The organism is Mesorhizobium sp. B4-1-3, assembly GCF_006439355.1.
In the GTDB taxonomy this organism is placed as follows: Bacteria; Pseudomonadota; Alphaproteobacteria; order Rhizobiales; family Rhizobiaceae; genus Mesorhizobium.
Window position 1 is genome coordinate 109,327 of record NZ_VFTG01000009.1, and the last position, 26,249, is coordinate 135,575.

22 protein-coding genes and 1 riboswitch are annotated in these 26,249 nt (G+C 63.9%); of the genes, 15 read left to right on the forward strand and 7 right to left on the reverse strand.

Features of this window, described 5'->3' with window-relative positions; genetic code table 11:
- Positions 1-3 precede the first annotated feature (3 nt).
- The 7 genes from FJW06_RS14335 (at position 4) to ftsH (ending at position 8,466) form a co-directional block, all read left to right on the forward strand.
- Positions 4-1,158: an energy transducer TonB gene (locus FJW06_RS14335; protein ID WP_140752706.1), complete on the forward strand. Its 1,155-nt coding sequence runs from the start codon at positions 4-6 to the stop codon at positions 1,156-1,158.
- A gap of 67 nt (positions 1,159-1,225) precedes the next feature.
- Positions 1,226-2,512 (forward strand): Tol-Pal system beta propeller repeat protein TolB, encoded by a 1,287-nt coding sequence (gene tolB, locus FJW06_RS14340; RefSeq protein WP_246674612.1) that lies wholly within the window; start codon positions 1,226-1,228, stop codon positions 2,510-2,512.
- Positions 2,513-2,577: 65 nt separating this feature from the next.
- Entirely contained in the window at positions 2,578-3,003 is a 426-nt protein-coding gene (locus tag FJW06_RS14345; RefSeq protein ID WP_246674610.1) for a four helix bundle protein, read from the forward strand.
- Between the two features lie 146 nt (positions 3,004-3,149).
- Positions 3,150-3,656, forward strand: a complete 507-nt coding sequence (gene pal / locus FJW06_RS14350) for a peptidoglycan-associated lipoprotein Pal (RefSeq protein WP_140752710.1) — start codon at positions 3,150-3,152, stop codon at positions 3,654-3,656.
- A 222-nt stretch (positions 3,657-3,878) separates the two neighbouring features.
- A complete protein-coding gene (gene ybgF / locus FJW06_RS14355) occupies positions 3,879-5,039 on the forward strand; it encodes a tol-pal system protein YbgF (protein ID WP_140752712.1) in 1,161 nt (386 codons plus the stop codon).
- Positions 5,033-6,427: a tRNA lysidine(34) synthetase TilS gene (gene tilS, locus FJW06_RS14360; protein ID WP_246674611.1), complete on the forward strand. Its 1,395-nt coding sequence runs from the start codon at positions 5,033-5,035 to the stop codon at positions 6,425-6,427. The genes ybgF and tilS overlap by 7 nt, the downstream gene beginning before the upstream one ends.
- A 104-nt stretch (positions 6,428-6,531) precedes the next feature.
- Entirely contained in the window at positions 6,532-8,466 is a 1,935-nt protein-coding gene (gene ftsH, locus FJW06_RS14365) for an ATP-dependent zinc metalloprotease FtsH (protein ID WP_140752714.1), read from the forward strand.
- A 306-nt stretch (positions 8,467-8,772) separates the two neighbouring features.
- Here ftsH and FJW06_RS14370 read toward each other — a convergent pair whose 3' ends face one another.
- Positions 8,773-9,231 (reverse strand): hypothetical protein, encoded by a 459-nt coding sequence (locus FJW06_RS14370; protein WP_140752716.1) that lies wholly within the window; start codon positions 9,229-9,231, stop codon positions 8,773-8,775.
- A gap of 235 nt (positions 9,232-9,466) precedes the next feature.
- Entirely contained in the window at positions 9,467-10,303 is an 837-nt protein-coding gene (locus FJW06_RS14375; protein WP_140752718.1) for a hypothetical protein, read from the reverse strand.
- 360 nt (positions 10,304-10,663) lie between these two features.
- Here FJW06_RS14375 and glmM point away from each other — a divergent pair, with 360 nt between their 5' ends.
- The 5 genes from glmM to serA all read left to right on the forward strand — a co-directional run bounded on the left by glmM (position 10,664) and on the right by serA (position 17,167).
- Entirely contained in the window at positions 10,664-12,016 is a 1,353-nt protein-coding gene (gene glmM, locus FJW06_RS14380) for a phosphoglucosamine mutase (protein ID WP_140752720.1), read from the forward strand.
- Positions 12,017-12,236: 220 nt separating this feature from the next.
- On the forward strand, positions 12,237-13,073 hold the full coding sequence (locus tag FJW06_RS14385; RefSeq protein ID WP_140752722.1) for an outer membrane protein: 837 nt from the start codon (positions 12,237-12,239) through the stop codon (positions 13,071-13,073).
- Between the two features lie 201 nt (positions 13,074-13,274).
- Complete coding sequence (locus FJW06_RS14390) at positions 13,275-14,135, forward strand: outer membrane beta-barrel protein (RefSeq protein WP_140752724.1); 861 nt, start codon at positions 13,275-13,277, stop codon at positions 14,133-14,135.
- Positions 14,136-14,326: 191 nt separating this feature from the next.
- Positions 14,327-15,502: a phosphoserine transaminase gene (locus tag FJW06_RS14395; RefSeq protein ID WP_140752726.1), complete on the forward strand. Its 1,176-nt coding sequence runs from the start codon at positions 14,327-14,329 to the stop codon at positions 15,500-15,502.
- A gap of 63 nt (positions 15,503-15,565) precedes the next feature.
- Positions 15,566-17,167: a phosphoglycerate dehydrogenase gene (serA, locus tag FJW06_RS14400; protein ID WP_140752728.1), complete on the forward strand. Its 1,602-nt coding sequence runs from the start codon at positions 15,566-15,568 to the stop codon at positions 17,165-17,167.
- Positions 17,168-17,276: 109 nt separating this feature from the next.
- Here the strand turns inward: serA and FJW06_RS14405 are convergent, their stop codons facing one another.
- Positions 17,277-18,176, reverse strand: a complete 900-nt coding sequence (locus tag FJW06_RS14405) for a DMT family transporter (protein ID WP_140752730.1) — start codon at positions 18,174-18,176, stop codon at positions 17,277-17,279.
- A 322-nt stretch (positions 18,177-18,498) separates the two neighbouring features.
- Between FJW06_RS14405 and FJW06_RS14410 the strand changes: the two genes are divergently transcribed.
- Positions 18,499-19,797 (forward strand): adenylosuccinate synthase, encoded by a 1,299-nt coding sequence (locus FJW06_RS14410; RefSeq protein WP_140752732.1) that lies wholly within the window; start codon positions 18,499-18,501, stop codon positions 19,795-19,797.
- A gap of 69 nt (positions 19,798-19,866) precedes the next feature.
- On the forward strand, positions 19,867-21,666 hold the full coding sequence (locus tag FJW06_RS14415; protein ID WP_140752734.1) for a hypothetical protein: 1,800 nt from the start codon (positions 19,867-19,869) through the stop codon (positions 21,664-21,666).
- A gap of 103 nt (positions 21,667-21,769) precedes the next feature.
- Here the strand turns inward: FJW06_RS14415 and FJW06_RS14420 are convergent, their stop codons facing one another.
- The 4 genes from FJW06_RS14420 to FJW06_RS14435 are packed head-to-tail and all read right to left on the reverse strand — an operon-like array spanning position 21,770 to position 24,831.
- Positions 21,770-22,069, reverse strand: coding sequence for a CcdB family protein (locus FJW06_RS14420; protein ID WP_140752736.1), 300 nt, complete (start codon positions 22,067-22,069; stop codon positions 21,770-21,772).
- Positions 22,069-22,311, reverse strand: coding sequence for a type II toxin-antitoxin system CcdA family antitoxin (locus FJW06_RS14425; RefSeq protein ID WP_128258894.1), 243 nt, complete (start codon positions 22,309-22,311; stop codon positions 22,069-22,071). The genes FJW06_RS14420 and FJW06_RS14425 overlap by 1 nt, the downstream gene beginning before the upstream one ends.
- Positions 22,312-22,370: 59 nt before the next feature.
- On the reverse strand, positions 22,371-24,185 hold the full coding sequence (locus FJW06_RS14430) for an ABC-F family ATP-binding cassette domain-containing protein (RefSeq protein WP_140752738.1): 1,815 nt from the start codon (positions 24,183-24,185) through the stop codon (positions 22,371-22,373).
- Between the two features lies 1 nt (position 24,186).
- Complete coding sequence (locus tag FJW06_RS14435) at positions 24,187-24,831, reverse strand: thiamine diphosphokinase (RefSeq protein WP_140752740.1); 645 nt, start codon at positions 24,829-24,831, stop codon at positions 24,187-24,189.
- A 137-nt stretch (positions 24,832-24,968) separates the two neighbouring features.
- Positions 24,969-25,075: riboswitch (TPP riboswitch) on the forward strand.
- 44 nt (positions 25,076-25,119) lie between these two features.
- Here FJW06_RS14435 and thiB point away from each other — a divergent pair.
- Positions 25,120-26,130, forward strand: coding sequence for a thiamine ABC transporter substrate binding subunit (gene thiB / locus FJW06_RS14440; RefSeq protein WP_140752742.1), 1,011 nt, complete (start codon positions 25,120-25,122; stop codon positions 26,128-26,130).
- Positions 26,131-26,249 lie beyond the last annotated feature (119 nt).

A 26,249-nucleotide genomic window follows, 5' to 3' on the forward strand; every position in this document is an offset into this window, starting at 1 on the left:
CAGATGCGGACCGGTCTCACCTCTTCGGTGATCTTGCATGCGGTGGCGCTGGCCTTCGGGCTGTTCACGCTGTCGTCGCCGCCGGCCATGCCTGCCTCCGATGTGGAATCGGTGGCGGTGGACATCGTGCCGATGGAAGCGATCGCGCAGACGCTGCAGGGCGACAAGAAGGCGGTCATGCATGACAAGCCGGCGCCTGTTCCGACGAAGCGCCCCGATGTCGTTCCGGATGCCCAGAAGGTTGGAGAGAACACCGTCGACACCGACAAGCCGGTGACGGACGAAGCCAAGCCGAAGCCGGTCGACAAGACGGCGGCGCCGCCGCCCGCGCCGACGCCGACCGAGAAGCCGGCGGTCGAGGACGTGCCGAAGCCGCAGGAGAAGCCGAAGCCGACGCCTGCGACCGAAGTCGCGCCGACGCCGACGCCGAAGGAAGAAGTCAAGCCCGAGCCGGTCAAGCAGACCGAGCCCAAGCCGACGCCGGCCAAGGAGCCGGCGCCCGCGCCGCAGCCGGACAAGACCGCGGCTATCCAGAAGGAAGAGGTCAAGCCCGACGCGGTGGCCGAGGCGATCTCGCAGGATCAGCCGACCGAGGAAGCAAAGCTTCCGGATTCGGCGCCGGCGCCGGAAGCGCGGCCGAAGCCGCAGCCGGCCCAGGCCGAGAGCGCCAAGGCCCCGGATCGCAAAGACGCCGAAAAGCCGGTGAAGGAAGCGTCCTCCAAGAAGAAATCGGACGAAAAGCAGTTCAACGCCGACGAGATAACGGCTCTGCTCGACAAGCAGAAGCCGTCCGGCGGCGGCGCCAAGCGCTCGACCCAGCAGGCGTCGCTCGGCGGCGAAAAGAATCAGGGCCAGAAGCTCTCCAGGTCGGAGCAAGGCGCGTTGGAGGATCAGCTCGGCGGTTGCTGGACCCTTCCGGTCGGCCTCGAAGGCTCCGAGAACTTCACCGTGGTTATTCGTTTCAACCTCAATGCCTCCGGCAAGCTGGAGGGCCGCCCGACCGTCGAGAAGTCCAGCGGCAACCCCCAGTTCGACGCCAGCGCGGTTCGCGCCGTGCAGAAATGCGATGTCGCCGGGCTGCAGGTTCCCGCCGGAAAGCAAGACATCTGGTCCGACATCCGCGTCAACTTCGATCCGAGAGCGATGCTTGGCCTCTAAGCCTGAGCGTCCAGAAAATCAGCAAGAGAAGCGAGAAGACATGAAATCCATCCTCAAGCCGCTCCTGATGGTCACCGCGATGGCGATGGGCATAAGTTCCGTCGCCATCTTGCCTGCCCAGGCAACTCTCGAGCTGAACGTCAACAAGGGCAATGTCGAGCCGATGCCGATCGCCATCCCCGACTTCCAGGGGGGGCTTGGCCCGCAGATATCGGAGATCGTCACAGCCGATCTGAAACGGTCAGGACTGTTCGCGCCGATCGATAAGGCCGCCTTTGTCGAAAAGATTACCAATCCCGACGCCACGCCCCGCTTCGACGACTGGAAGGTCATCAACGCGCAGGCGCTGGTCACCGGCAGCGTGAGCAAGGAGGCGGATGGCCGTATCCGCGCCCAGTACCGCCTGTGGGATATTTTCGGCAACCAGCAGTTGGCCGGCGAGCAGTTTTTCGCCAATGACGCCAATCAACGCCGTGTGGCGCATATCATCGCCGACGCGATCTATGAGAAGATCACCGGCGAAAAAGGCTATTTCGACACACGCGTCGTCTTCGTCGACGAATCCGGCGCCAAGAACGCGCGCAAGAAGCGGCTCGCCATCATGGATCAGGACGGCGCCAATGTGCGCTATCTGTCGGATGGCCGCTCGATCGTGCTGACGCCGCGCTTCTCGCCGAACCGGCAGGAAATCACCTACATGTCCTATGAGAGCGGGCAGCCGAAGGTCTATCTGCTGCAGATCGAAACGGGGCAGCGCGAGCTGGTCGGCAACTTCCCGGGCATGACGTTCGCGCCGCGGTTTTCGCCCGACGGCCAGAAGGTGATCATGAGCCTGCTGCGCGACGACGGCAACTCCAACATCTTCGCCATGGATCTGAGGAGCCGCTCGACGACGCGGCTGACCGACTCGACCGCGATCGACACCTCGCCCTCCTATTCGCCGGACGGCTCGCAGATCGTCTTCACCTCCGACCGCGGCGGTGGCAGCGGCCGCTCGCAGATCTATGTCATGGGCGCGGACGGCTCCAACCCGCACCGCATCTCCTTCGGCGACGGAGTCTATTCGACGCCGGTCTGGTCGCCGCGCGGCGACCTCATCGCCTTCACCAAGCAGAGCGGCGGCGAATTCCAGATCGGCGTCATGAAGACCGACGGCTCGGGCGAGCGCATCCTGTCCTCCGGTTTCCAGCAAGAGGGGCCGACCTGGGCGCCGAACGGCCGCGTCTTGATGTTCTTCCGCGATTCCGCCGGCGGCCCCAAGCTGGTCTCGGTCGATCTCACCGGCCGCAACGAGCAGCAGATCCCGACGGCGAACTATGCGTCGGACCCGGCTTGGTCGCCGCTGCTTGAGTAGGAACTGAAGAACTGAGGAACTGAGGAATGGAGAGGCCGGGGCGCTTCGTTGAGCGCGCGAGGGATATGGAGGTCTACCAGCGTGCTTACACAGTCTCTCTTGAGGTGCACAAAGCCACTCTCACTTTCCCGAAAATCGAGCAATACGCGCTAGCTGATCAATTGCGCCGCCCGAGTAAGGGCATATGTGCTAATCTGGCAGAGGGATTTGCCAAGCAGAGCCACTCCAAAGCTGAATTTGCCCGCTTCGTTTCGATGGCGATTGGGTCATGCAGCGAAGTGGAAACCTGGATATCCTACGCGTTCGACCTTCAATACATTTCTCAGCCCCAACTCGACGCCCGGCGGCATCCTATGCCCAAATCCATGGGATGCTCGTCAGCCTCAGAGAGAGGCTCAATTGATCTCTTTCTTCAGTTCCTCAGTTCTTCAGTTCCTCAGTTCCCCTTTTTTTCATGTTTTAGCCGCATTTCGGCCTACGGTCCGCGCTGAATGTCCTCCCTGGTAAACGCGTGGGGCTTAGCAGTCGCGGAGGGCGGCTCGAAACCAAACATTAACCGTGTTTCTTGAATGCCGGTTAACCCAAACGTGGTTACTGGGTGATCAACGAAATCACTCATATGCGAAGGAGAGGCGGCATGGGCCGTATCGCAGCACTTACCAGAAACCCGGCAATGATCGCGCTGGTGGCGGCTCTCGCCATCACCGGTTGCGCCTCGAAGAAGACCCCGAACAGCGCGGCCGATCTCGGCCTCAACGGCGCCGGCGCCGCGACGCCGGGTTCGGCGCAGGACTTCACCGTCAACATCGGCGACCGCATCTTCTTCGACACCGACTCCTCGTCGATCCGCGCCGATGCGCAGACCACGCTGTCGCGCCAGGCGCAGTGGCTCAACCAGTATCGCCAGTACGCGATCGTCATCGAAGGCCATGCCGACGAGCGCGGCACGCGCGAGTACAATCTGGCGCTGGGCGCCCGCCGCGCCGCCGCCACGCGCGACTTCCTGATCTCCAAGGGCGTCTCCGCCGGCCGCCTGAAGACCATCTCTTACGGCAAGGAGCGTCCGGTCGCCGTCTGCGACGACATCTCCTGCTGGTCGCAGAACCGCCGCGCCGTCACGACGCTGTCCGGCGCCGGCTCCTAAGAGCCAGGTCCCGCGGCCGCCACGTTGGCGCGGCGCCACGGGCGACAAAAATACAACATTGCAGAATTGAAAGGCGGCCTCAGGGCCGCCTTTTTCATTTGCAACATGCGGAAACAAAATTTGGCCGAAGTCTCGCGTCCTGCTATGAGCGCGAGGGCGCTTGCTCCCACTGTTTGATTTGGAAAGGCGCATCAGGCCAACACATCCACCGCGAGAGACAGAATGCATTTCAGAACGGTCCTGAGCGGCACGCTTGCGCTGCTGCTCGTATCAAGCCTACCAAGCCTCGCCGCGTCGGCCGACAGCGCCGGACGGGGTTCCGACAGCGGATTCACCTTCCACCTGCCGACACTCGGCATCTTCGGCGACAAGAAGGAGCCGGAGCAGGCGCAACTCGCGCAGGACAGCAGCGGCGGCGTGACCGGTCTCGAAGACCAACTGCGCCAGCTGAACGGCAAGATCGAGGAGATGAATTTCCAGATCCTGCAGATGCAGGAACAAATCCGCAAGCAGCAGGAAGATAATGAGTTCCGCTTCCAGCAGCTCGAGGGCGGCGCGCAAAGCGGCGCCAAGCCGGCCGGGCAGAAGAAATCGGAAGCCGCGCCCCAGGATGGAAACAGCAATGGCGGCAAGACCAATCTCGGCGACGCCGGCACCGGGGATTCCGGCACCGGCGGAGCCGGCACCGACAACAGCGTCGCCCAGGCCCCGGCGACGCAGGCGCCGGCCGACACCGGCGGGCAAAATAGCGGCGGCAAAACAGTCGGCGACGTCATCGTGGAATCGCAAACCGGCGACCCCGGCAAGCTGATCACCGGCGCACCGCCGAAGAATTTCGGCACCATCACCGTCGACAAGAACGGCAACGTGGTCAATGCCGAGACCGACCCGCAGGCCAGCGCGCCGGCGCAGGCTCCGATGGCAAGCGCTCCTTCCGCCGAGACCCCGGCCAGGAAGAACAAAGCCGGCGGCACCGAAGTCGCGGCCCTGCCGTCGACCAACAATCCTGACGAACTCTACCGCAATTCCTACCAGTTCATCCTGTCGGGCGATTACCCGACCGCCGAGCAGGGCTTTCGCGACCATATCTCGCGCTTTCCCAAGGACGCCAAGGCGGCGGATGCGCATTACTGGCTGGGCGAGTCGCTGCTCGGTCAGCAGAAATACCGTGACGCGGCGGAGGTCTTCCTCGCGGCCAGCAAGGATTATCCCAAGGCCAAGAAGGCGCCCGACATGCTGCTCAAGCTCGGAGTTTCGCTGGTGGGCCTGAAGCAGAACGACGTGGCCTGCGCCACTTTCAACGAGATCGGCAAGCGCTATCCCGACGTTTCCGGCACGCTCAAGGAACGCATCAAACAGGAAAAGGCGCTGGCGGCGTGCTGACGCCCGATACCAAAGCCAACCTCTCAGACCGTCTTTTCTTCGACCTGGACTTTTCGAGCGGCGCCGTTGCAGCCGTATCCGGCGGCAGCGACTCGACCGCCCTTCTTCTCCTCCTAAAAGATCACCTCGACCGGACCGCATCGGGCACCAAACTGCTTGCGGTGACGATCGATCACGGCTTGAGGCCGGACTCGGCCGTCGAGGCGCGGCAGGTCGCCGATTTCTGCGCCGAGCGCGGCATCGCGCATCGCATTCTCGTCTGGCGCGGCGACAAGCCTGCAAGCGGTCTGCCTGCGGCGGCGCGGGAGGCGCGCTACGGGCTGCTTGCCGAAGCAGCCGCTGCCGAAGGCATCAAGCTGATCCTGACCGGCCACACAGCCGACGACCAGGCCGAGACGGTGCTGATGCGGCAGGCGCGCGACAATGACGGCCGCGGCCTCGCCGGCATGGCGCCCACCACGCTGCACGACTGGCGGACATGGATCGTCCGGCCGCTGCTCGGCACAAGGCGCGCGGCGCTGCGCGACATGCTGCGGCACCGCAACGTGGGCTGGATCGAGGACCCGAGCAACATCGATATCCGTTTCGAGCGGCCGCGCGTACGGGCGAAGCTCCTGGCGGGCGAAGGCGAACGGCGTATCGCGGAGGTATTGGCACGGTCGCGACAGGCGGCTCTCGAACGTCGGGATAAAGGCCGCCGCGCCGCCATGCTCATCGACGCCCTCGCCGACAGACCGTGTCCGGGCCTCATCCGCCTCGATTGCGATTTCGCCGCGCATGAGGATGGCGAGGCGGCCATCTATGCGCTGCGCATTCTTTTGGCCGCCGTCGGCGGCGTGTCCTTTCTTGCCGACGAGGCGCGCTGCGCTGCGCTGTTTTGCCGTCTGCAGCTGGGATCGCTTTGCGCCTCATTGTCGCGGACGGTGGTCGGCGTGCGCCGGACAGGCATTTTCCTCCACCGCGAAAACCGCAACCTGCCCGCGCCCGCGCCGCCGGTGGACAACTGGCTCTGGGACAACCGCCGCAGCATCACTTTCAACGAACGTATCACTTTGAAAGACGGGCAAGGCGACTTGGTGATCGCGCCCCTGGGGACCGCCGCCGCCAGGCAGGCGTCCTTGAGCGAGGATGTTCCGCAAAGCCTCTCACGCGCGGCGCTGGCCGCGGAGCCTTCGTTGTGGTCCGGCGGCGTATGCCTTGGTTTTGCGGGCGGCGATGCCGGCCTGCTGCCGGTCTCGGCCGTTCCGGCGGTGGCCCCTTTCGCGCGCTTCCTGCCGTCCTTCGACATCGAGCCGGCCGCCGCCATCGCGTCGCTTGTCGGCGCGCCGCCATTGCCGGCGCCGCCATTCCACCGCCATGATGGTGGCCGAGGGTGGGCGAAAGCTTAACCGATACATGCTGTTCTGCTTGGCAAGGGGAGGCGCTCTCCCTATGTTAAGCCCAAGCTTCTCCATCATCGCGGGTCCGCGCGCGGACCCCAACGGGACAATAGATGAATCCGAATTATCGCAACCTCGCGCTCTGGGCGATCATAGCCGTCCTGCTCATCGCCTTGTTCAATCTGTTCCAGACGCCACAGACGCGCGGTGCCACGACGGATATCGCCTATTCGCAGTTCCTGCAGGATGTCGCCTCCGGCCGGGTCAAGAGCGTGACCATCGCCGGCGCCCGCATCTTCGGCAATTACACGGACAACGCCAACGGCTTCCAGACCTATTCGCCAGGCGACCCGTCGCTGGTCTCAAGGCTGCAGGACAAGAACGTCACCATCACCGCCAAGCCCGAGACCGACGGCTCCAATTCGCTGTTCGGCTATCTGATCTCGTGGCTGCCGATGATCCTGATCCTCGGCGTGTGGATATTCTTCATGCGCCAGATGCAATCCGGTTCCGGTCGCGCCATGGGCTTCGGCAAGTCGAAGGCCAAGCTGCTCACCGAGGCGCATGGCCGCGTCACATTCCAGGACGTTGCCGGCGTCGACGAGGCTAAAGAAGACCTCGAGGAGATCGTCGAGTTCCTGCGCGATCCGCAGAAGTTCCAGCGCCTCGGCGGCAAGATCCCGCGCGGCGTGCTCTTGGTCGGCCCGCCCGGCACCGGCAAGACGCTGCTCGCTCGCTCGGTGGCCGGCGAAGCCAACGTGCCGTTCTTCACCATTTCCGGCTCGGACTTCGTCGAGATGTTCGTCGGCGTCGGCGCGAGCCGCGTGCGCGACATGTTCGACCAGGCCAAGAAGAACGCGCCCTGCATCATCTTCATCGACGAAATCGATGCGGTCGGCCGCCATCGCGGCGCCGGTCTCGGCGGCGGCAATGACGAGCGCGAGCAGACGCTGAACCAGCTGCTGGTCGAGATGGACGGCTTCGAGTCCAACGAGTCGATCATCCTGATCGCCGCCACCAACCGGCCCGACGTGCTCGACCCGGCGTTGCTGAGGCCCGGCCGCTTCGACCGCCAGGTCGTGGTGCCGAACCCCGACATCGTCGGCCGCGAGAAGATCCTCAAGGTGCATGTGCGCAACGTGCCGCTGGCGCCGAATGTCGACCTCAAGGTCATCGCGCGCGGCACGCCCGGCTTCTCCGGCGCCGACCTGATGAACCTCGTCAACGAATCCGCGCTGATGGCGGCGCGCCGCAACAAGCGGCTTGTCACCATGGCCGAGTTCGAGGACGCCAAGGACAAGATCATGATGGGCGCCGAGCGCCGCTCGTCGGCGATGACGCAGGCCGAGAAGGAGCTGACCGCCTATCACGAGGCCGGCCATGCCATCTTGGCGCTCAACGTGCCGACGGCCGATCCGCTGCACAAGGCGACCATCATCCCGCGCGGCCGCGCGCTGGGCATGGTCATGCAGCTGCCGGAAGGCGACCGCTATTCGATGAGCTACAAATACATGATCTCCAGGCTCGCGATCATGATGGGCGGCCGCGTCGCCGAGGAGTTCAAATTCGGCAAGGAGAACATCACCTCGGGCGCCTCCTCCGACATCGAGCAGGCGACCAAGCTGGCGCGCGCCATGGTCACGCGCTGGGGTTTCTCCGACAAGCTCGGCCATGTAGCCTATGGCGACAACCAGGAAGAGGTCTTCCTCGGCCACTCGGTGGCGCGCCAGCAGAACATCTCGGAAGAGACGGCTCAGATCATCGACGCCGAAGTGCGGCGGCTGATCGACGACGCCTATTCGACCGCGAAGTCGGTGCTGACCAAGAAGAAGAAGGACTGGATCGCATTGGCCGAAGGGCTGCTCGAATACGAGACGCTGTCCGGTGACGAGATCAAGCAGCTGATTGCGGGCAACAAGCCGGCCCGCGACCTCGGTGACGACACGCCGCCCAGCCGTGGTTCGGCCGTGCCGAAGGCCGGCACCGGCGGCCGCCGCAAGAAGGGCCCGGAGCCTGAAGGCGGCATGGAACCGCAGCCGTCAAGCTGAGGTTGGTGCGCGAAAGACCGATCGAGAAATGCCGCGGCTGGTCCGCGGCGTTTTTGTTTGGGAATTGGAGACAAGGCAAGGCTTCCCTCCTCCTGGCGCCTAGAGCGTTTCACCGTTTCACGGAAACGGCGAACCGCTCTATCTCTTTGTTTTTACGCAATTCCGGACGGAAAACCGATCACACTTCCTGGAATTGCTCCAGATATCGCCAAACAGCAGATTTCTGGATACGCCCGAGGATGATGGCTCAACGTCTGCGGGAAAAACGGTGAACCACTTTATCCGCCGTATTTGATATTTGATTTTTTATGATTCAGCTTTCAGCCGCGCATTGCAGAGGCTGTAGTAGCCGCCGCCCTTCTGGATCCAGCGAAGGCCGTTCAACGTACCCGCCTCCTTGTTGTCGTGGTAACCCTGCAGGCAGGTCTTCATCCGGGCCTTCGCGGGCTTTTCGGTCTTGAACTCGGCGGCGAGGGTGGTCGGGAATGTCACGCCCGCCGGCGCTACAGTGGGGGCGACCGCCGCGCTGGTGTCCTTCTTCTGCTGCTCCGCGGTTTCGGACGACTCCGAGCTGACACTCTCCGCGGCGGACGTCGCGCATTTCTCCTTGCGGAAAGTGGCCCAGTCCATGCCGTTCAGAGTGCCGCCCTCCTTGGCTGCCCGATAGGTCTCGCCGCACTCCTTCATCGTCAGCGCGCTCGCAGGTGAGGCGCTCCAAGCGACCAGTGCCGTCACAGCCAACGTCGCCAATTTCAAACTGAACATTTACACCCTCCTGATTTATAACAAGTTGACGCCTTTTGTATACTGTTTGTTCCATATATGTTCAACTGGAATCTTTGCGACCACGGACAAACCCTGGCGGTGAGCAGTGCGGGCGAATCGATGATGCCGACAGTCCAGATGCGAGCAAGATTGCGGGCGTCTTCGCCCGCAACAAAAAGCCTGCGCATCTTGCGATGCGCGGGCCCTTGTCCGGGGAATATTGCGAGCTAAGCGATCAGCTCTTCAGCTTGGCATTGCACAGGCTGTAGAAGCCGCCGCCCTTCTGGATCCACTTGAGACCGTTCAGCGTGTTGGCGTCCTTGTTGGCATAATACTGCTCAAGGCAGGTGTGCATGCGGCCCTTCGCCGGGGTCTCGTTGGCAAATTTCGGCGAGATCGCCGTCGGGAAGGTCACGCCCTTCGGCGCCGCGACGCTCGGCTTTGCCGGCTCGCTGGTGTAGGTCGCTTCCGTCGGAGCCGGCACGGTGTCGTCGTCGGCGGCGCTGGCGCCGCACTCGGCCTTGCGGAAATCGTTCCACTTCATGCCGTTGAGCTTGTTGGCGGTCTTCGCGGCCTGGTACTTGGTGCTGCATTGGGCCATGGTCAGGCCCTTGCCGCCATCGGCAGCGGCGGTCGAGGTCTTGGTCGTGGTGGCCGGGGCAGCAGCCGCGGCGGTTGCGCCAGGACCGCACTCGGCCTTGCGGAAGTCGTTCCACTTCATGCCGTTGAGCGTGCCGGCGGATTTTGCAGCCTGGTACTTGGCGCTGCACTCCTTGGAGCTCAGGCCCTTGGCCGCGTCGTCGGCAGCGGCGGCGGTCTTTGCTTTCTTAGTCGTCTTGGTGTCGGCGGCCTTGGTATCGGTCGCCGCCTTGGTGTCGGTGGCGGCGGAAGCATCGCTGCCGCACTGCGCCTTGCGGAACTGATTCCAGGTCTGGCCGGCGAGCGTTCCCGCATCCTTGGCCGCGTTATACTTGGTGCTGCACTCGGCCATGGTCAGCGCGCTGGCTGGCGCTGCCATGAACAAGGTTGCGACGGCGAGACCCGTCAAAGCTGCAAGTCTATGAATAAGCATGGCGTTTTCTCCCTTGCTGCGCCAATAAGTGTCCCTATGCCAAATCAATAGCTCTCAATGTCCGGTTGCGCCAGATGCTTCCGACGCGAGGCCCGTCACAAAGTGTGTTCCTCCCGATATGGTGATAAATTGCTTGCGGGTTCGCGCCAGCCAAGGTTCGCCGTGGGTTGGGCGTCGAACAGCCTCGCGCCGGCAGGTGTAGCGCTGCCAGGTCAAGGTGGTGATAGGCTGCCGAACCACTTGCACCGCCCGCGACAATGTTTTTCTAAGGATTGGTAATATACAATTACGAAATTTGATGATCGGATGCGGCCCAATTGTGGCAATACGGGCGGCTGAAAACCCGACGGGGACTTAAGCATGGCAGGGCAGTATTTCGGCACAGACGGCATTCGCGGTCGCGCCAACAAATTTCCGATGACGGCAGAGGTCGCCATGCGCGTCGGCATGGCTGCCGGACTTTCGTTCCAGCGCGGCAATCACCGTCACCGTGTCGTGCTCGGCAAGGATACGCGGCTTTCCGGCTACATGATCGAGAACGCTATGGTGGCCGGCCTGTGCGCCGCCGGCATGGACGTGTTCCTGCTCGGCCCGATCCCGACGCCCGCCGTCGCCATGCTGGTGCGTTCGCTGCGCGCCGACATCGGCGTGATGATCTCGGCCTCGCACAATCCTTATTACGACAATGGCATCAAGCTGTTCGGGCCCGACGGCTACAAGCTTTCCGACGAGATCGAGGAGCGCATCGAGAGCATGCTCGACAAGGACATCGATCTTGCGCTCGCCGATTCCGACGGGCTCGGCCGGGCCAAGCGCGTCGATGGCGTGCATGACCGCTATATCGAATTCGCCAAGCGCACGCTGCCGCGGTCGATGTCGCTTTCGGGCCTGAGGATCGTCGTCGACTGCGCCAACGGCGCGTCCTACAAGGTGGCGCCGGAGGCGCTGTGGGAGCTCGGCGCCGAGGTGGTGGCGATCAATGTCGAGCCGAACGGCTTCAACATCAACAAGGAGTGCGGCTCGACCCATCCGGCCGGCCTGCAGAAGAAGGTACACGAGGTGCGCGCCGACATCGGCATCGCGCTCGACGGCGACGCCGACCGCGTCGTCATCGTCGATGAGAACGGAGCGATCGTCGACGGCGACCAGATCATGGCGCTGATCGCCGAATCCTGGCACCAGAGCGGACGACTGGCCGGCGGCGGCGTCGTTTCCACGGTGATGTCCAATCTCGGCCTGGAACGCTTCCTCGGCGCCATGAAGCTGCAGCTGCATCGCACAAAGGTCGGCGACCGCTATGTGGTCGAGCATATGCGCGCGCATGGCTTGAATGTCGGCGGCGAACAGTCGGGCCACATCGTGCTTTCCGATTTCTCGACGACGGGCGACGGCCTGGTCTCCGCCTTGCAGGTGCTCGCCTGCATCAAGCGGCAGAACCGCCCGGTCAGCGAATTGTCGAAGAAGTTCGAGCCGGTGCCGCAGCTTCTGAAGAACGTCCGCATCTCCGGCGGCAAGCCGCTGGAGGAGGCGCCGGTCAAGGCGGCGATCGAGGAGGGACGCAACCGGCTCGGCTCGTCCGGCCGCCTCGTCATCCGGCCCTCCGGCACCGAGCCGCTCATCCGCGTCATGGCCGAGGGCGACGATCCGCAACTGGTCGAAGCGGTCGTCAACGATATCGTCGGCATCCTGCAGGACACCCGCAGCGCCGCCTGAACCCGGCCGCCAGGCGGAAGTTCTCCTTATCCGAAAGCCCGCCATCGCGGCGGGCTGTCGTTTTCTTGTGCCGCTCGGACAACGGCGCTCCCTCTAAAATTGTATAGATTCGTGGTTAATCGATACGGTTAAACGGCTCTTAACCTTTGCAATTCATTATCCACACCCGAGGCAACCATCTTCGGGCGTCGTCGTCCCGAGGCTCCTTAGGGGTGACAGCATGTTCAATATAAAGAGAATGGCAGTGCTTGCCGCGCTGTTCGCGGGGCTAGCCGGCCCGGCGCTGGCGGCCGATCTTCCGCAGCCGATCGAAGAGGCTCCGCCGCCGGTCGTCGAAGCGCTGCCCGTCGATGTGGGCGGCTGGTATATCCGCGGCGACATCGACTATCACAAGTCGACCGTGCGCGGTATCGACTACATGACCTACGCCGTCGATCCTTGTAACTGCTCGGTCACTCCCGGCAGCAAGAGCTTCGATTTCGGCAAGCTGAAGGGCGGCTTCTCGCTCGGCGGCGGCGTCGGCTACAAGATCAACGATTACTTCCGCACGGACGTGACCGCGGACTACTGGTTCAAGTCGAACTTCAACGGCGGAACTTCGGATCTGAGCGGCGCAACGTCGGTTGAAGTGTCGAAGATGAGCGCGCTGCTGCTGCTCGCCAACGCTTATGTTGATATCGGCACATGGCATGGCATCACGCCCTATGTCGGCGCCGGTATCGGCGGCGCGCACATCAAGTGGGACACTGTCCACGATCCGAACACCCCCGAGACCAATCCGGGCTCCTCCAACTGGCGCTTCGCCTATGCGCTCATGGCCGGCGCATCCTACTGCCTGACCGACAGGGTGATCCTCGACGCCGGCTACCGCTTCACGCACATCCAGGGCGGCCGCATGTTCGAATGGAGCCCGACCAGCACGGGTCCGGGCTTCGATCGCGGCATCAACACCCACGAGGTGCGCGGCGGCCTGCGTTACCAGTTCGGCGGCAACAATGGCTGTGCCGCGCCGGTGGTCGCCTATCAGCCGGAACCGGAGCCGATCTACACCAAGTAATCGCTTCCTAGATCCTAGAATTCCAAGCCGCCCGGCGCCAGCCGGGCGGTTTTCGTTTCTGCGTCGCCGATATATATTGGTCGAAATCAATTCGGTAACCGCCCGTTATCCTTAACCGCCACTTAACCACTATGGTTAACAATAGCTCCTTGAAACGGCGCTCGCGTTCGCGGCTGGCGCCAATTTCAGGAGCCGGGGACCATGATATCCAGATCGCGTATCGCGTCAGCGCTTGCCGCAATCATCCTGTTGCCGATGACGCCGGCGCTTGCAGCCGACTACGATCCGCCGATCTATGTCGACCAGGCGCCGGACTATCAGCCGGTCGAGGTCGGCTCCGGCTGGTATCTGCGCGGCGATGTCGGTTATGCCTTCAGCCATCCGTTCGAGCACAAGGAGGTATCCTCCGGCCCTCTTAACAGCTTCACCGATGAGGCGAGCCTTTTCACCGGCAGCATCGGTATGGGCTACCACATCAACGACTATCTCCGGGTCGAGTTGAACGGCGGGATTCTGCCAACCGACAAATTCACAGAGAGCGCCAAGCTGGCGGCGACCTGCGACGGACATACGCTGGTGGACGATGGTTTCGGCACCATCAATTCCGTCGCTGCCACCCAGGCGTGCGACCTCACTGACAACGGCTCGAACAAAGGCTACAGCATCATGGCCAACGGCTATGTTGATCTGGGCACTTATGTCGGGATCACCCCATATCTCGGCGGCGGCATCGGTCTCGCTTACAATAAATACTATAGGAGCATAGGTGCGCGCGACTGCGTTGAGACTGCCCCTAATTCTGCCGGTACAGGCGGGTTTTCCTGCGACGATCCCGCTGGGTACGAAGGCCAGACCGACAGCGAGGGCAAGTTCAATCTTGCGTACTCGATCGGTGGCGGCCTGTCCTATCAGGTGACCAAAAACGTTTCTGTCGATCTCGGCTACGAGTATTTTTCGGTGCCGGGCGCCAAATATGTCGCGTATGACGGCGGCGCCTTCAACATCCACAAGGGCATCGACTACCAGACGGTCAAGCTCGGATTACGCTACGACCTTTGGTAGAATGGCGGATCCGGCAATTGCAACGGCGGGCTTGGGCCCGCCGTTTTCTATTGCACATGAAGTCACGTGATCGCCTGGTATCCCGTCAGCGACAAAAACTTTCCCCTTGACGCCGGAAGCGTGACCGCATATCGCCGTCCGTGGGCCACCCCTCCCCAACGAGGGGCTACTATCTGGAAGGATAGACCACGATGACGACACCTACCAAGCCCGGACTCCGTCCGGAAAACCCCAATTTCTCTTCAGGTCCCTGCGCAAAACGCCCCGGCTGGTCGGTCGAGGCGCTGAAAGGCGCCGCGCTCGGGCGCTCGCACCGCGCCAAGATCGGCAAGGCGAAGCTCGAGCAGGCGATCGAGCTGACGCGCGAAATCCTGAAGGTTCCCACAGACTATCGCATCGGCATCGTGCCGGCGTCGGACACCGGCGCGGTCGAGATGGCGCTGTGGTCGCTGCTCGGCGAGCGCGGCGTCGACATGGTCGCCTGGGAAAGCTTCGGCTCCGGCTGGGTGACGGATGTCGTCAAGCAGCTCAAGCTCGCCGACGTGCGCAAGTTCGAGGCCGGCTACGGCAAGCTGCCTGACCTCAAGCAGATCGATTTCGATCGCGACGTGGTCTTCACCTGGAACGGCACCACTTCGGGCGTGCGCGTGCCGAACGGCGATTTCATTCCGGCGAACCGCAAGGGCCTGACCATCTGCGACGCGACCTCGGCGGCGTTCGCGCAAAGGCTCGATTTCGAGAAACTCGATGTCGTCACCTTCTCCTGGCAGAAGGTGCTGGGCGGCGAGGGCGCGCATGGCATGCTGATCCTGTCGCCCCGCGCCGTCGAGCGGCTGGAGACCTACAAGCCGGCGTGGCCGCTGCCGAAAATCTTCCGCCTCACCTCGGGCGGCAAGCTGATCGAGGGCATCTTCAGGGGTGAGACCATCAACACGCCGTCGATGCTGTGCGTGGAGGATTATCTCGATGCTCTTCAGTGGGCGAAATCGATCGGCGGCCTGGAAGCGCTGATCGCCCGCGCCGACGCCAATGCCGCGGTGCTCGACCGGTTCGTGGCGAAGTCGCCCTGGCTCGGCCATCTCGCCGTCGATCCGGCGACGCGCTCGAACACCTCCGTGTGCCTCTCTTTCACCGACGCGCAAGTGGCGGCGCTCGACGCCGACGGCCAGGCGGCCTTTGCCAAGGGGATCGTGTCGGCGCTCGACAAGGAAGGCGTCGCCTATGACATCGGCTCCTATCGCGATGCCCCGCCCGGCCTGCGCATCTGGTGCGGCGCAACCGTCGAGACCACCGATCTCGAAGCGCTGCTGCCCTGGCTCGACTGGGCCTTCGCCACGCAGAAGGCGTCGCTGAAAGCAGCGGCCTGAGTTCCATGGCGGTCCATGGCCGCCATTTCCCGACATATCCATTTCCACGTCAAGGAGGCCGCAATGGCGCCCCGCGTTCTCGTTTCGGATAAACTTTCAACCACCGCCGTGCAGATCTTCAAGGATCGCGGCATCCACGTCGACTATTTGCCCGATCTCGGCAAGGACAAGGAAAAGCTCGCCGAGGTGATCGGCCAGTATGACGGCCTCGCCATCCGCTCGGCGACCAAGGTCACCGAGAAGCTGATCAATGCCGCCAGCAGGCTCAAGGTCGTCGGACGCGCCGGCATCGGCGTCGACAACGTCGATATCCCGGCCGCCAGCCGCAGGGGTATCATCGTGATGAATACGCCCTTCGGCAATTCGATTACCACGGCCGAGCATGCCGTCGCCATGATCTTCGCCCTGGCGCGGCAGATCCCGGAGGCCAATGCCTCGACGCATGCGGGAAAATGGGAAAAGAACCGCTTCATGGGCGTCGAGATCACCAGCAAGACGCTCGGCGTGATCGGCTGCGGCAATATCGGCTCGATCGTCGCCACGCGCGGGGTCGGCCTGAAGATGCATGTGATTGCCTTCGACCCGTTCCTTTCGGACAGCCGCGCCGAGGAGCTCGGCGTCGAGAAGGTCGAACTCGACGAGCTCTTCGCCCGCGCCGATTTCATCACCTTGCACACGCCGCTGACCGACAAGACGCGCAACATCATCGACGCGGCGGCGATCGCCAAGATGAAGGACGGCGTGCGCATCATCAATTGCGCCCGCGGCGGGCTGGTCGTCGAGGCCGACCTGGTCGCGGCGTTGAAGAGCGGCAAGGTGGCAGGCGTCGGCATTGACGTCTTCGAAGTCGAGCCGGCGGAGAACAACCCGCTGTTCGGCATGGAGAATGTCGTGGCGACCCCGCATCTCGGGGCCTCGACCACCGAGGCGCAGGAGAATGTCGCGCTGCAGGTGGCCGAGCAGATGAGCGACTATCTCATCAAGGGCGCCGTCTCCAACGCCATCAACATGCCCTCGATCACCGCGGAGGAGGCGCCGCGGCTAAAACCCTTCGTCAAGCTCGCCGAAGTGCTCGGCGCCTTTGTCGGCCAGGTCACCGAGGACCCGATCAAGGAGGTCGAGATCCTGTTCGACGGCTCGACAGCGACGATGAACACGCGCGCGCTGGTGAGCGCCGCCCTTGCCGGCCTCATCCGGCCGCAGGTCTCCGACGTCAACATGGTCTCGGCGCCGATCATGGTGAAGGAGCGCGGCATCATCGTCGCCGAGGTCAAGCGCGACAAGTCGGGCGTGTTCGACGGCTATATCAAGCTCACCGTCAAGACCGAGCACATGACGCGCTCGATCGCCGGTACCTGCTTCTCCGACGGCAAGCCGCGCTTCATCCAGATCAAGGGCATCAATCTCGACGCCGAGGTGGGCCAGCACATGCTCTACACGACCAATGCCGACGCGCCGGGCATTATCGGCCTGCTCGGCACGGTGTGCGGCGAGAACGGCGTCAACATCGCCAACTTCCAGCTCGGCCGCAACCGGCCGGGCGGCGATGCGATCGCGCTGCTCTATCTCGATGCGCCCTTCCCGGAAAAAGTGCTGGAGCAGGTGCGCGCGCACAAGTCGATCGATTCGGCGAAGCGTCTTCGTTTCGACGTCGGCGCCGAGTAGCCGATCATCCATCGTCCGACATGAAGTGCCCCCGGCTGCAGCAGCAGGCGGGCCGCTAATTTATGATATGGCCTTCACCCGGCGGCTGCTTGGCGCATGATTTGGGACATCACCCTGCCTGCAGCGCTGCTCGGCTGCCGCTGTACTCGGCAAGCGCAATGCCGCCGAGGACAAGCGCCAGCGCGAAAGCCTGATAGGCCTGAAACTGCTCGCCGACGATCAGCACCGAAAGCAGCGTGCCGAAGATCGGCACCAGGTTGATGAACAGGCCGGCGCGGTTGGCGCCGATCAATTCGTTGCCCTTGATATAAAGCACCTGCGAGACGACCGAAGCGCCGAGCGCCGTGTAGAGCGTGAGCGCCCATCCACGCGCGTCCGGCACGATGACGTGGCCGGCCACGACCTCCCACATGAAGAACGGCACTGACGTCAGCAGCGCGGCGATCGACAACGCCAGCATGAAACTTTGCCAGCGGATTGCCGGCTTGAGGCGCAGTCCCACCGAATAGAGGCTGTAGCAAAGCACCGCGACGAGCATGATGGCGTCGCCGAAATTGAGGTCGAGCTTCAGCAACTGGCCGAGGTCGCCATGGCTGGCGGTCAGCGCGACGCCGACGATGGTGAGCACGACGCCGACGATCTGCAGAGGCTGCACACGCAGCCTGAACAGCACGAAATTGGCAAGGATGATGACAATCGGAATGGCCGCCTGCTCGATCGAGACGTTGATGGCGGTGGTGTAGTTGAGCGCGGTGTAGAAGATGACGTTGAAGATGGTGAAGCCGCAAGCGCCGAGGCCGGCAAGCAGCTTCCAGTGGCTGCGCACTTCGGGCCAATCCTCACGCAGCGTCCGCCAGCCGACGGGCAGCAGGATCAGCACCGCTATCACCCAGCGCAGGAACACCAGCGTCATCGGTGATACATGGCCGACGGCAAGCTTGCCCGCCACCGAATTGCCGCCCCACAAGAGCATGGTCGACAGAAGGAACAGATAGGCGGCTCGGTGCATGGAGGATCCGGCCCTGCAGGGTATCCGAGGGTTCAGGCCGACCTAGAGCGGCAGCGGCGACAAGTAAATGATGCGAAAGCCGGATTTTGTTGTGCCTGGACCGGTTTGACCTTCGCCGGCGGCGTCTTTTGATCCGACTCCTGGCCGGAGCATGGTCTCCTGCGAGAGCCGGTACCCGCTTTTGCGTTCGCCGAGCTTCGGCTTGGGGATCATCCTTCAAGGATGATTTCGGCGGCAAAGAAAGGGTCGCGCCAGCCGGCGCTTGACGCTATAGAGGCCTGTCGTTTCAGGCCGCCCGCGCGGCATTTCAAGGGAAAAGAACATGGCCAATGTGGTGGTCGTCGGCTCGCAGTGGGGCGACGAAGGCAAGGGCAAGATCGTCGACTGGCTGTCGGAACGGGCCGATGTGGTCGTGCGCTTCCAGGGCGGCCACAATGCCGGCCATACGCTGGTCGTCGACGGCAAGGTCTACAAGCTGTCGCTGCTGCCCTCGGGCGTGGTCAGGCAGGGCAAGCTTTCGATCATCGGAAATGGCGTGGTGTTCGACCCCCATGCCTTCGTCGCCGAAGCCAAGAAGCTCAAGGAGCAGGGTGTGGAGGTCACGCCGGAGCGCCTGAAAATAGCCGAAAACACCGCGCTTATCCTGTCGCTGCACCGGGAGCTGGACGGGTTCCGCGAAGACGCCGCCTCGAATTCCGGAACCAAGATTGGCACGACCCGCCGCGGCATCGGCCCCGCCTACGAGGACAAGGTGGGCCGGCGCGCGGTGCGGGTGATGGATTTGGCGGATTTGGAAACGCTTCCCTTGAAGGTCGACCGGCTGCTGACGCACCACAACGCGCTGCGCCGCGGGCTCGGCCATCCGGAAGCGACGCATGAGGCGATCATGCAGGAGCTGACTTCCGTGGCCGCCGAGATCCTGCCTTACATGGACCGCGTCTGGAAAGTGCTCGACGACAAGCGCCGCGCCGGCGAGCGTATCCTGTTCGAGGGCGCGCAGGGCACGCTGCTCGACATCGATCACGGCACCTATCCCTTCGTCACCTCGTCCAATACGGTCGCGGGGCAAGCCGCCGCCGGTTCCGGCGTCGGTCCCGGCGTCATCGGTTATGTGCTCGGCATCACCAAGGCCTACACGACGCGCGTCGGCGAGGGACCGTTCCCGACCGAGCAGAAGAACGAGATCGGCGAGTTCCTCGGCACCCGCGGCCACGAGTTCGGCGTCGTCACCGGCCGCAAACGCCGCTGCGGCTGGTTCGACGCGGTGCTGGTGCGCCAGGCCGTCGCCGTCAACGGCATCAAGGGCATCGCGCTCACCAAGCTCGACGTGCTCGACGGGCTCGACGAGATCAAGGTCTGCACCGGCTATCGGCTCGACGGCGAGACGATCGACTACCTGCCGGCTAGCCAGGGCGCGCAAGCGCGGGTCGAACCCATCTACGAGACTCTCGAAGGCTGGAAGGGAACCACGGCCGGCGCCAGAAGCTGGAACGATTTGCCGGCGCAAGCCGTCAAGTATGTCCGCCATATCGAGGAGCTGATCGGCGCTCCGGTGGCGCTGCTCTCCACCAGCCCCGAGCGGGACGACACAATACTTGTGACCGACCCGTTTCAAGACTAGTTTCGCAGCCCTTCCCGGCGCTATGGCTGATTTGCGGCCGGCGGGAAAAGAATGCAGGTCACCTGACGCATGGCAGATTTCGTTAGCGTTCTGAAAAAGCAGCTCGACAAGAAGGGTGATCCTTCGTTCGAAGTGCGCAAGCAGATATACGACGGTGCCCGCGCGGTGCTGGCGAAGAAGCTCGCCGGATATTCCCCGCCGCTTGCGCCCGACGTCATCAGCAGGCAGAAACGTTCGCTGGAAGACGCCATCTCCAGCGTCGAGCGCGACTACGCCAAGCGCCCTCCAGCCGAGGATCCGCTGGCGGAGTTGGAGCATATCTTCTCCTCCATCGACCGTAACAAGAACCAGCCGAACCACTCCCGCCAGCCGGTGGCGCCTGCGTCCGCGCCTGCCAAGCCGGATCCGTTCAAATCCGAACCGTTCAAGCCGGCGGCCCCGCCCGCCAGGACGGAGCCGAGCTGGCAAAGCGCGCCGAAGGCGGAGTCCGCGCCGCAAAACCCTGCGAAGGCCGAGCCAGCCTGGCAGAGCACGGCAAAGACCGAGCCAAGCTGGCAGGCCGCGCCGAAGGCGGAGCCTGCCTGGCAGAAGGCGGCGCCGCCGATGCCGTCGCCGCGTGAAGACGATGTGGGCGTGGCGGCCATGGACGATGCCGATGATGGCGGCGACGTCTTTGCCAATGACGAGCAGCCGGCGGCCGACACTTTTCAGCGCCTGCGGCCACAGCCGCAGCAGCGCAAGCGCGGCTATGGCGGCTTGATCGCCGCCGTCATCGCGCTCCTGGTGCTGGCGGGCGGCGGCTACGGCATATGGCTGAACAAGAATGCGTTCGGCTCGCTCTTCGGCCTTGGCGGCGGCAGCAAGACGGCCTCGACCGAGCCGCTGGTGAAGCCGGCTCCGGCGAAGCCCGCCACCGAGGCGGCCGCGGCGCCGGCCCCCGCCGGCGCCAGCGAGCCTGCGGAGCCGACCAAGTTCACGCAGCGCCTGACGCCTGAAGGCAAGGAGACCGATCCCGGCCCCGCCGGCGGACAGGCCACGATCGGCGAAGGCGAATCGGTCGCGGCGCTGACGTCGCGGCCGCCGGCCGCGCCGGCAACGGCGCCAGCGACGACGCCGCCTGCTGCCGCCGCGCAAACGCCTGGGGCGCCTGCCACGGGAACAACGCCGGCGCCGCCGGCGACCGCCGCGCCCAATCCGACCCCGGCGGCCGGAACCACACCGCCCCCGGCTGGCGCCACGCCGGCCGCCGCCGGAGCAACGCCGCCGGCCGGAGGCACGACGCCACCCGCGCCGGCGACGGCCGAGGCGACCGTGCCGGTCGGGCAGAAGGCGATCTTCTATGAGGAGCGCACCAGCACCCAGCAGGGCACGGCCGAGCCCGGCAGCATCGTTTGGTCGCTGGTGCAGGAATCGCCCGGCGGCGACCTGCCGCCGGAGCCGGCAATCCGCGCCGAGGCGACGATCCCGGGCAAGAATATCCAGCTGCGCATGACGATCCGGCGCAACACCGACCAGACCCTGCCTGCCAGCCACATCATCGAGATGATCTTCCTGACGCCCGAAGGGTTTGACGGCGGCGGCGTCGACAACATCCTGCGCATCGCCATGAAGAGCTCCGAGCAGGATGCCGGCAGCCCGCTGATCGGGATTCCGGCCAAGATCGCCGACGGTTTCTTCCTCGTCGCGCTCAACGACACCAAGGCCGACGAGGACGCCAACCTGACGCTGCTTCGTGGCCAGGACTGGATCGACGTGCCGGTGGTCTACAAGACCGGTCGCCGCGCGCTGCTCACCATGGAAAAGGGCATCCCGGGCGAGAAAGTGTTCGACGAGGCGCTGAAGGCCTGGGCTGCGAAGACGTCGGGGTGAGGTGGAAGCGGCTTAAAGCGCGTCGCGATCTTTCAGATTCGCTCCATGCGCTTTAGGTTTTGATTTTGCGCATGTCTTCCTTCCCACTTTCGGGAGACATGCTCTAAAAACCTTGAAAGAGCATATCGAGCGCCGCGACGATCTCGTCGTGGTGTCTCATAAGATTGGTTCGATTTTCGCCGAGTTCGGTCGCGGCCACCGTCGCGATGAGGTGGGTGGCCATGACCATCTTCCGGCCGTTGATCTCAAAGACCGGATGCAGCTTGCGCATCGGCGAAGGCGCCGAGGTCAGCGGCAGCAACGGAACGACTACCCGCGTCTTGAAGTGGTCGAGCAGGTCGGATTGAACGTCGAGCAGATAGCCGCCTTCGATGCCGCTGGCGAAGACGTCATAGCGTGCCATCAGAATTGCCGATGTTCGGCCAGCGGGATGCCGTGCTTGTCGACATAGTCGTTCCACGCGTCCATCGTCGCGCGGTTCTCAAGCTTCCACAGCCGCGTTTTCTCCGCGGCAACCGCTTCCGCAATACCGGCTTCCGCGGCACGCGAGACATTCACGTTGAGCCCCTTGGCTTCCGCCATGAGTTGCGAATCGATTGACAGATTGGCTGGCTGGCGGTTTGCGTTCGTCGCGATCTTGCGCATGGCATCACCTTGATATGCGCATACTTTATGCGCATCAGTGCGTCGGCGCAATGACGATGCTACCCCTCCATCTCCTCCCGCAGCATCTCCAGCTCCAGCCACTCTTCCTCGAGCGCGGCAAGCGTCGTGCGCTCCTTGTCGAGCGCGGCGATGGTCTTCTGGAAGGAGACCGGATCGCGTTCGTAGAAGGACGGGTCGGCGATGTTGTTTTCCAGGCGCGAGATCGAGGCTGTCACTGCTTCGATCTTCTTCGGCAGGGAGTCCAGCGCGAATTTCTGCTTGAACGAGAGCTTTTTCGCCGGGCCCTTTTGCGATGTCTGTTCGGCTTTCGGTGAAGTTTCAGTCGCCTCGGCTTTCGATCTGGCCTTGCGGTCTTCCAGCTTGGAGCCGCCGCGCTGCGCCAGCATGTCGGAATAGCCGCCGGCATATTCGATCCAGCGGCCGTTGCCCTCCGGCGCGATTACGCTGGTGACGGTGCGGTCGAGGAAGTCGCGATCGTGGCTGACCAGGATCACCGTTCCGGCAAAGCCCGCGACCAGTTCCTGCAGCAACTCCAGCGTCTCCATGTCGAGATCGTTGGTCGGCTCGTCGAGCACCAGGAGGTTCGCCGGCCGCGCCAGCACGCGGGCGAGCAGCAGCCGCGCGCGCTCGCCGCCCGACAACTCGCGCACCGGCGTGCGCGCCTGCTCCGGCTTGAACAGGAAATCCTTCATGTAGGAGACGACGTGGCGCTGCTCGCCATTGACGAGCAAGTTCTCGCCGCGCCCGTCGGTCAGGTAATGCGCCAGCGTCTCCTGCGGGTCGACGGCTTCGCGTTTCTGGTCGAGCGTCGCGATCTCCAGATTGACGCCAAGCCGCACGGTACCGGCGTCCGGCGCGAGCTCCCCGGTCAGCATCTTCAGCAGCGTCGTCTTGCCGGCGCCGTTGGGACCCACCAGACCGACGCGGTCGCCGCGCTGGATGCGGGTGGAGAAACCCCTTACCACGGTCAAGTCGCCAAAACTCTTGTCGATACCCTTGGCCTCGATCACCAGCTTGCCGGATTCGGCGGCGTCGCTTGCCACCATGGTGGCGGTGCCTTCGGCGCCGCGATGGCTGCGGAAGCGCTGGCGCATGGCCTGCAATTCGCCGAGGCGGCGCATGTTGCGCTTGCGCCTTGCGGTCACGCCGTAGCGCAGCCAGTGCTCCTCTCGCACGATCTGGCGGCCGAGCTTGTGCTGCTCGCGCTCTTCCTCCTCCAGCACCTGGTCGCGCCATTCCTCGAAATGCGCGAAGCCCTTGTCCAGTTGCCGCGTCTGGCCGTGGTCAAGCCAGACGGTTGCGCGCGAGACACGCTCGAGAAAGCGGCGGTCGTGCGAGATGAGGATAACGGCGGAAGAGGTGCGGGCAAGCTCCTCTTCCAGCCATTCGATCACGGAAAGGTCGAGATGGTTGGTCGGCTCGTCGAGCAACAGAATGTCGGGCTCCGGCGCCATGACGCGCGCAAGCGCCGCGCGCCGTGCCTCGCCGCCGGACAGGTCGTTCGGACGCTCCTCGCCGGTGAGGCCGAGATGTTCCATCAGATAGGTGGCGCGATGCGGATCGTCGGCCGGACCGAGGCCGGCTTCGACATAGGCGCGCACGCTGGCGAAGCCATCTATGTCCGGCATCTGCGGCAGGTAGCGGACCGTAGCCGAAGGCTGGCGGAACACCTCGCCATCCTGCGGCTCGATCATGCCGGCGGCGATCTTGAGCAGCGTCGACTTACCCGAGCCGTTGCGGCCGACCAGCGCGATCTTCTCGCCGGCGGATGCGCTGAGCGCCGCGCCGTCAAGCAGCGGGGTGCCGCCGAAGGTCAGTTTTATCCCGTCGAGATTAAGGAGAGGCGGGGCCATGTCAGCTTTCAGGAAGAGGATAGGGGTGGGCCAGAAGCAGCGCCCGGCCGCGCTCCAGCGCGATGCCAAGCCGCCCTTTGACCTCGTTTGATATAGTGAGCGAGGAGCCGAACGCCACCTCGACGCGGTCGAGCGGCCATTTCGCGCCGGTGACCGTCAGACCGGCGAGCTCGGAGAAGCCGAGCACCGAAAACAAGGTGCCGTCCGCATAGTCGAAGGCGGCGCTGACCGGCAAAACAGGAACGCCTTCCTGCGCGCCACTCGTCAGCAGCACCGTTGTGCCGGCCTCGGCCAGCCGCACGGCCAGCGCCAGATGCAGGAAGGCATGGTCGGCGCGCTTGCCGCCGAAGGCGCCGGCCAGCACCAGGCTGGTCGCGCCGCGCTGACATGCTTCCGCTATGGCCAGCTCGCCGTCAGTCATGTCCTTCTCGGCCGGGAAGACCTTTCGCGGAACGGCGGCAAGATCTTCGGGCAGGTCCGCCGGCACCGAGTCGAAATCGCCGACCCAGAGTTCCGGCACAAGCCCAAGCATGCGGGCATGGCCGATGCCGGCATCGGCGGCAATGACGCGCGAACCAGCGATCTGGCGTTCGAGCCGGGGCGTGCGGATAAGCTCGCCGCCAAGCAGGATGGTGAATGTGCCCATGGCCGTCGCCCTTACCAGCCCTCCAAGCGAAACGGAAGCCGGATGCAATGGCGCTTCGGTTGCGAGCTCTGCCGGAGAACATTAGCTGCCCGGCAAACTTCCGCTTGCGCGCTGCTTCGGCCGGGCCTATCTGTCGAAACGCTCTAACGGGGTGCCGGGACGTGATCCGGCTGAGAGGCAATCAGGCCAACCCGCTGAACCTGATCCGGTTTGTACCGGCGGAGGGATTAGACGTTTCGGACCATCCGGCGCCTCAATTCCTTGTCACTCAGAACGAAGGAGGCGCCGATGCGCGCAATGCTGTCCAATCTCATTCTCGCAACCGGTCTTTTATCGCTTCTGGCGGGCTTCGCGCCTGCCGAGGCCAAGGACAAGCTCACCGTCTACACCTATGAAAGCTTCACCGCCGACTGGGGTCCCGGCCCGGCGGTGAAGAAGGAATTCGAGGCCGAATGCGGCTGCGATCTCGAATTCGTCTCGGTGGCCGACGGCGTGGCGCTGCTCAACCGCGTCAAGCTGGAAGGCGCCGGCACCAAGGCCGATATCGTGCTTGGCCTCGACACCAATCTGACGGCCGACGCCAAGGCGAGCGGCCTGTTCGCGCCGCATGGCGAAATCTCCGGCATCAATGTGCCCGGCGGCTGGAGCGACGATACTTTCGTGCCCTTCGACTATGGCTATTTCGCCGTCGTCTATGACACGCAGAAGCTCAAAGTCCCGCCCAAGAGCCTGAAGGAACTGGTCGAGGGTAGCGGCACGGACAAGATCGTCATCCAGGACCCGCGCACCTCGACGCCCGGCCTGGGCCTGCTTTTGTGGGTGAAGTCGGTCTATCGCGACAAGGCGCCGGAAGCGTGGACAAAGCTCAAGTCGAAAGTGCTGACGGTGACGCCGGGCTGGAGCGAGGCCTATGGGCTGTTCACCAAGGGCGAGGCGCCGATGGTGCTCTCCTACACCACCTCGCCGGCCTACCACATGGTGGCCGAGAACACGGAGCGCTACCAGGCGACCTCCTTCGAGGAGGGCGAATACCTGCAGATCGAGGTGGCCGGCATCACCACGGCCGGCACGAAGAACCCGCTGGCGCAGAAATTCATCGCCTTCATGACCGGGCCGAAGTTCCAGGACGTCATTCCGGAGACCAACTGGATGTTCCCGGCCGGCAAGACGGACAAGCCGCTCAACCCGGCCTTCGACAAGCTGGTCAAGCCGACCAAGACCCTGCTGTTCAGCCCGGAAGAGGTCGCGGCCAATCGCAAAGCCTGGGTGGATGAGTGGCTGGCGGTGATGAGCAAGTAGTCAGTCTTGGTTATTGTCCTTCCAAGATGATCGCTCTACGGCGCCCCCCTCTGTCCTGCCAGACATCTCCCCCTCCAGGGGGGAGATTGGCTGTCATCGGTGATTTCGCCAATTGGCGA

Excerpts from the sequence above, each read along its gene's own strand:
- FJW06_RS14345 (WP_246674610.1), top strand. The coding sequence starts at position 2,578 with ATGGAGGTCTACCAGCGTGCTTACACAGTCTCTCTTGAGGTGCACAAA.
- FJW06_RS14335 (WP_140752706.1), top strand. The coding sequence starts at position 4 with ATGCGGACCGGTCTCACCTCTTCGGTGATCTTGCATGCGGTGGCGCTG.
- FJW06_RS14410 (WP_140752732.1), top strand. The coding sequence starts at position 18,499 with ATGGCCAATGTGGTGGTCGTCGGCTCGCAGTGGGGCGACGAAGGCAAG.
- tolB (WP_246674612.1), top strand. The coding sequence starts at position 1,226 with ATGGTCACCGCGATGGCGATGGGCATAAGTTCCGTCGCCATCTTGCCT.
- FJW06_RS14425 (WP_128258894.1), bottom strand. The coding sequence starts at position 22,311 with ATGCGCAAGATCGCGACGAACGCAAACCGCCAGCCAGCCAATCTGTCA.
- FJW06_RS14390 (WP_140752724.1), top strand. The coding sequence starts at position 13,275 with ATGATATCCAGATCGCGTATCGCGTCAGCGCTTGCCGCAATCATCCTG.
- FJW06_RS14405 (WP_140752730.1), bottom strand. The coding sequence starts at position 18,176 with ATGCACCGAGCCGCCTATCTGTTCCTTCTGTCGACCATGCTCTTGTGG.
- glmM (WP_140752720.1), top strand. The coding sequence starts at position 10,664 with ATGGCAGGGCAGTATTTCGGCACAGACGGCATTCGCGGTCGCGCCAAC.
- pal (WP_140752710.1), top strand. The coding sequence starts at position 3,150 with ATGGGCCGTATCGCAGCACTTACCAGAAACCCGGCAATGATCGCGCTG.
- FJW06_RS14420 (WP_140752736.1), bottom strand. The coding sequence starts at position 22,069 with ATGGCACGCTATGACGTCTTCGCCAGCGGCATCGAAGGCGGCTATCTG.
- FJW06_RS14385 (WP_140752722.1), top strand. The coding sequence starts at position 12,237 with ATGTTCAATATAAAGAGAATGGCAGTGCTTGCCGCGCTGTTCGCGGGG.
- ftsH (WP_140752714.1), top strand. The coding sequence starts at position 6,532 with ATGAATCCGAATTATCGCAACCTCGCGCTCTGGGCGATCATAGCCGTC.
- FJW06_RS14370 (WP_140752716.1), bottom strand. The coding sequence starts at position 9,231 with ATGTTCAGTTTGAAATTGGCGACGTTGGCTGTGACGGCACTGGTCGCT.
- FJW06_RS14375 (WP_140752718.1), bottom strand. The coding sequence starts at position 10,303 with ATGCTTATTCATAGACTTGCAGCTTTGACGGGTCTCGCCGTCGCAACC.
- FJW06_RS14435 (WP_140752740.1), bottom strand. The coding sequence starts at position 24,831 with ATGGGCACATTCACCATCCTGCTTGGCGGCGAGCTTATCCGCACGCCC.
- serA (WP_140752728.1), top strand. The coding sequence starts at position 15,566 with ATGGCGCCCCGCGTTCTCGTTTCGGATAAACTTTCAACCACCGCCGTG.
- FJW06_RS14395 (WP_140752726.1), top strand. The coding sequence starts at position 14,327 with ATGACGACACCTACCAAGCCCGGACTCCGTCCGGAAAACCCCAATTTC.
- thiB (WP_140752742.1), top strand. The coding sequence starts at position 25,120 with ATGCGCGCAATGCTGTCCAATCTCATTCTCGCAACCGGTCTTTTATCG.
- FJW06_RS14415 (WP_140752734.1), top strand. The coding sequence starts at position 19,867 with ATGGCAGATTTCGTTAGCGTTCTGAAAAAGCAGCTCGACAAGAAGGGT.
- ybgF (WP_140752712.1), top strand. The coding sequence starts at position 3,879 with ATGCATTTCAGAACGGTCCTGAGCGGCACGCTTGCGCTGCTGCTCGTA.
- FJW06_RS14430 (WP_140752738.1), bottom strand. The coding sequence starts at position 24,185 with ATGGCCCCGCCTCTCCTTAATCTCGACGGGATAAAACTGACCTTCGGC.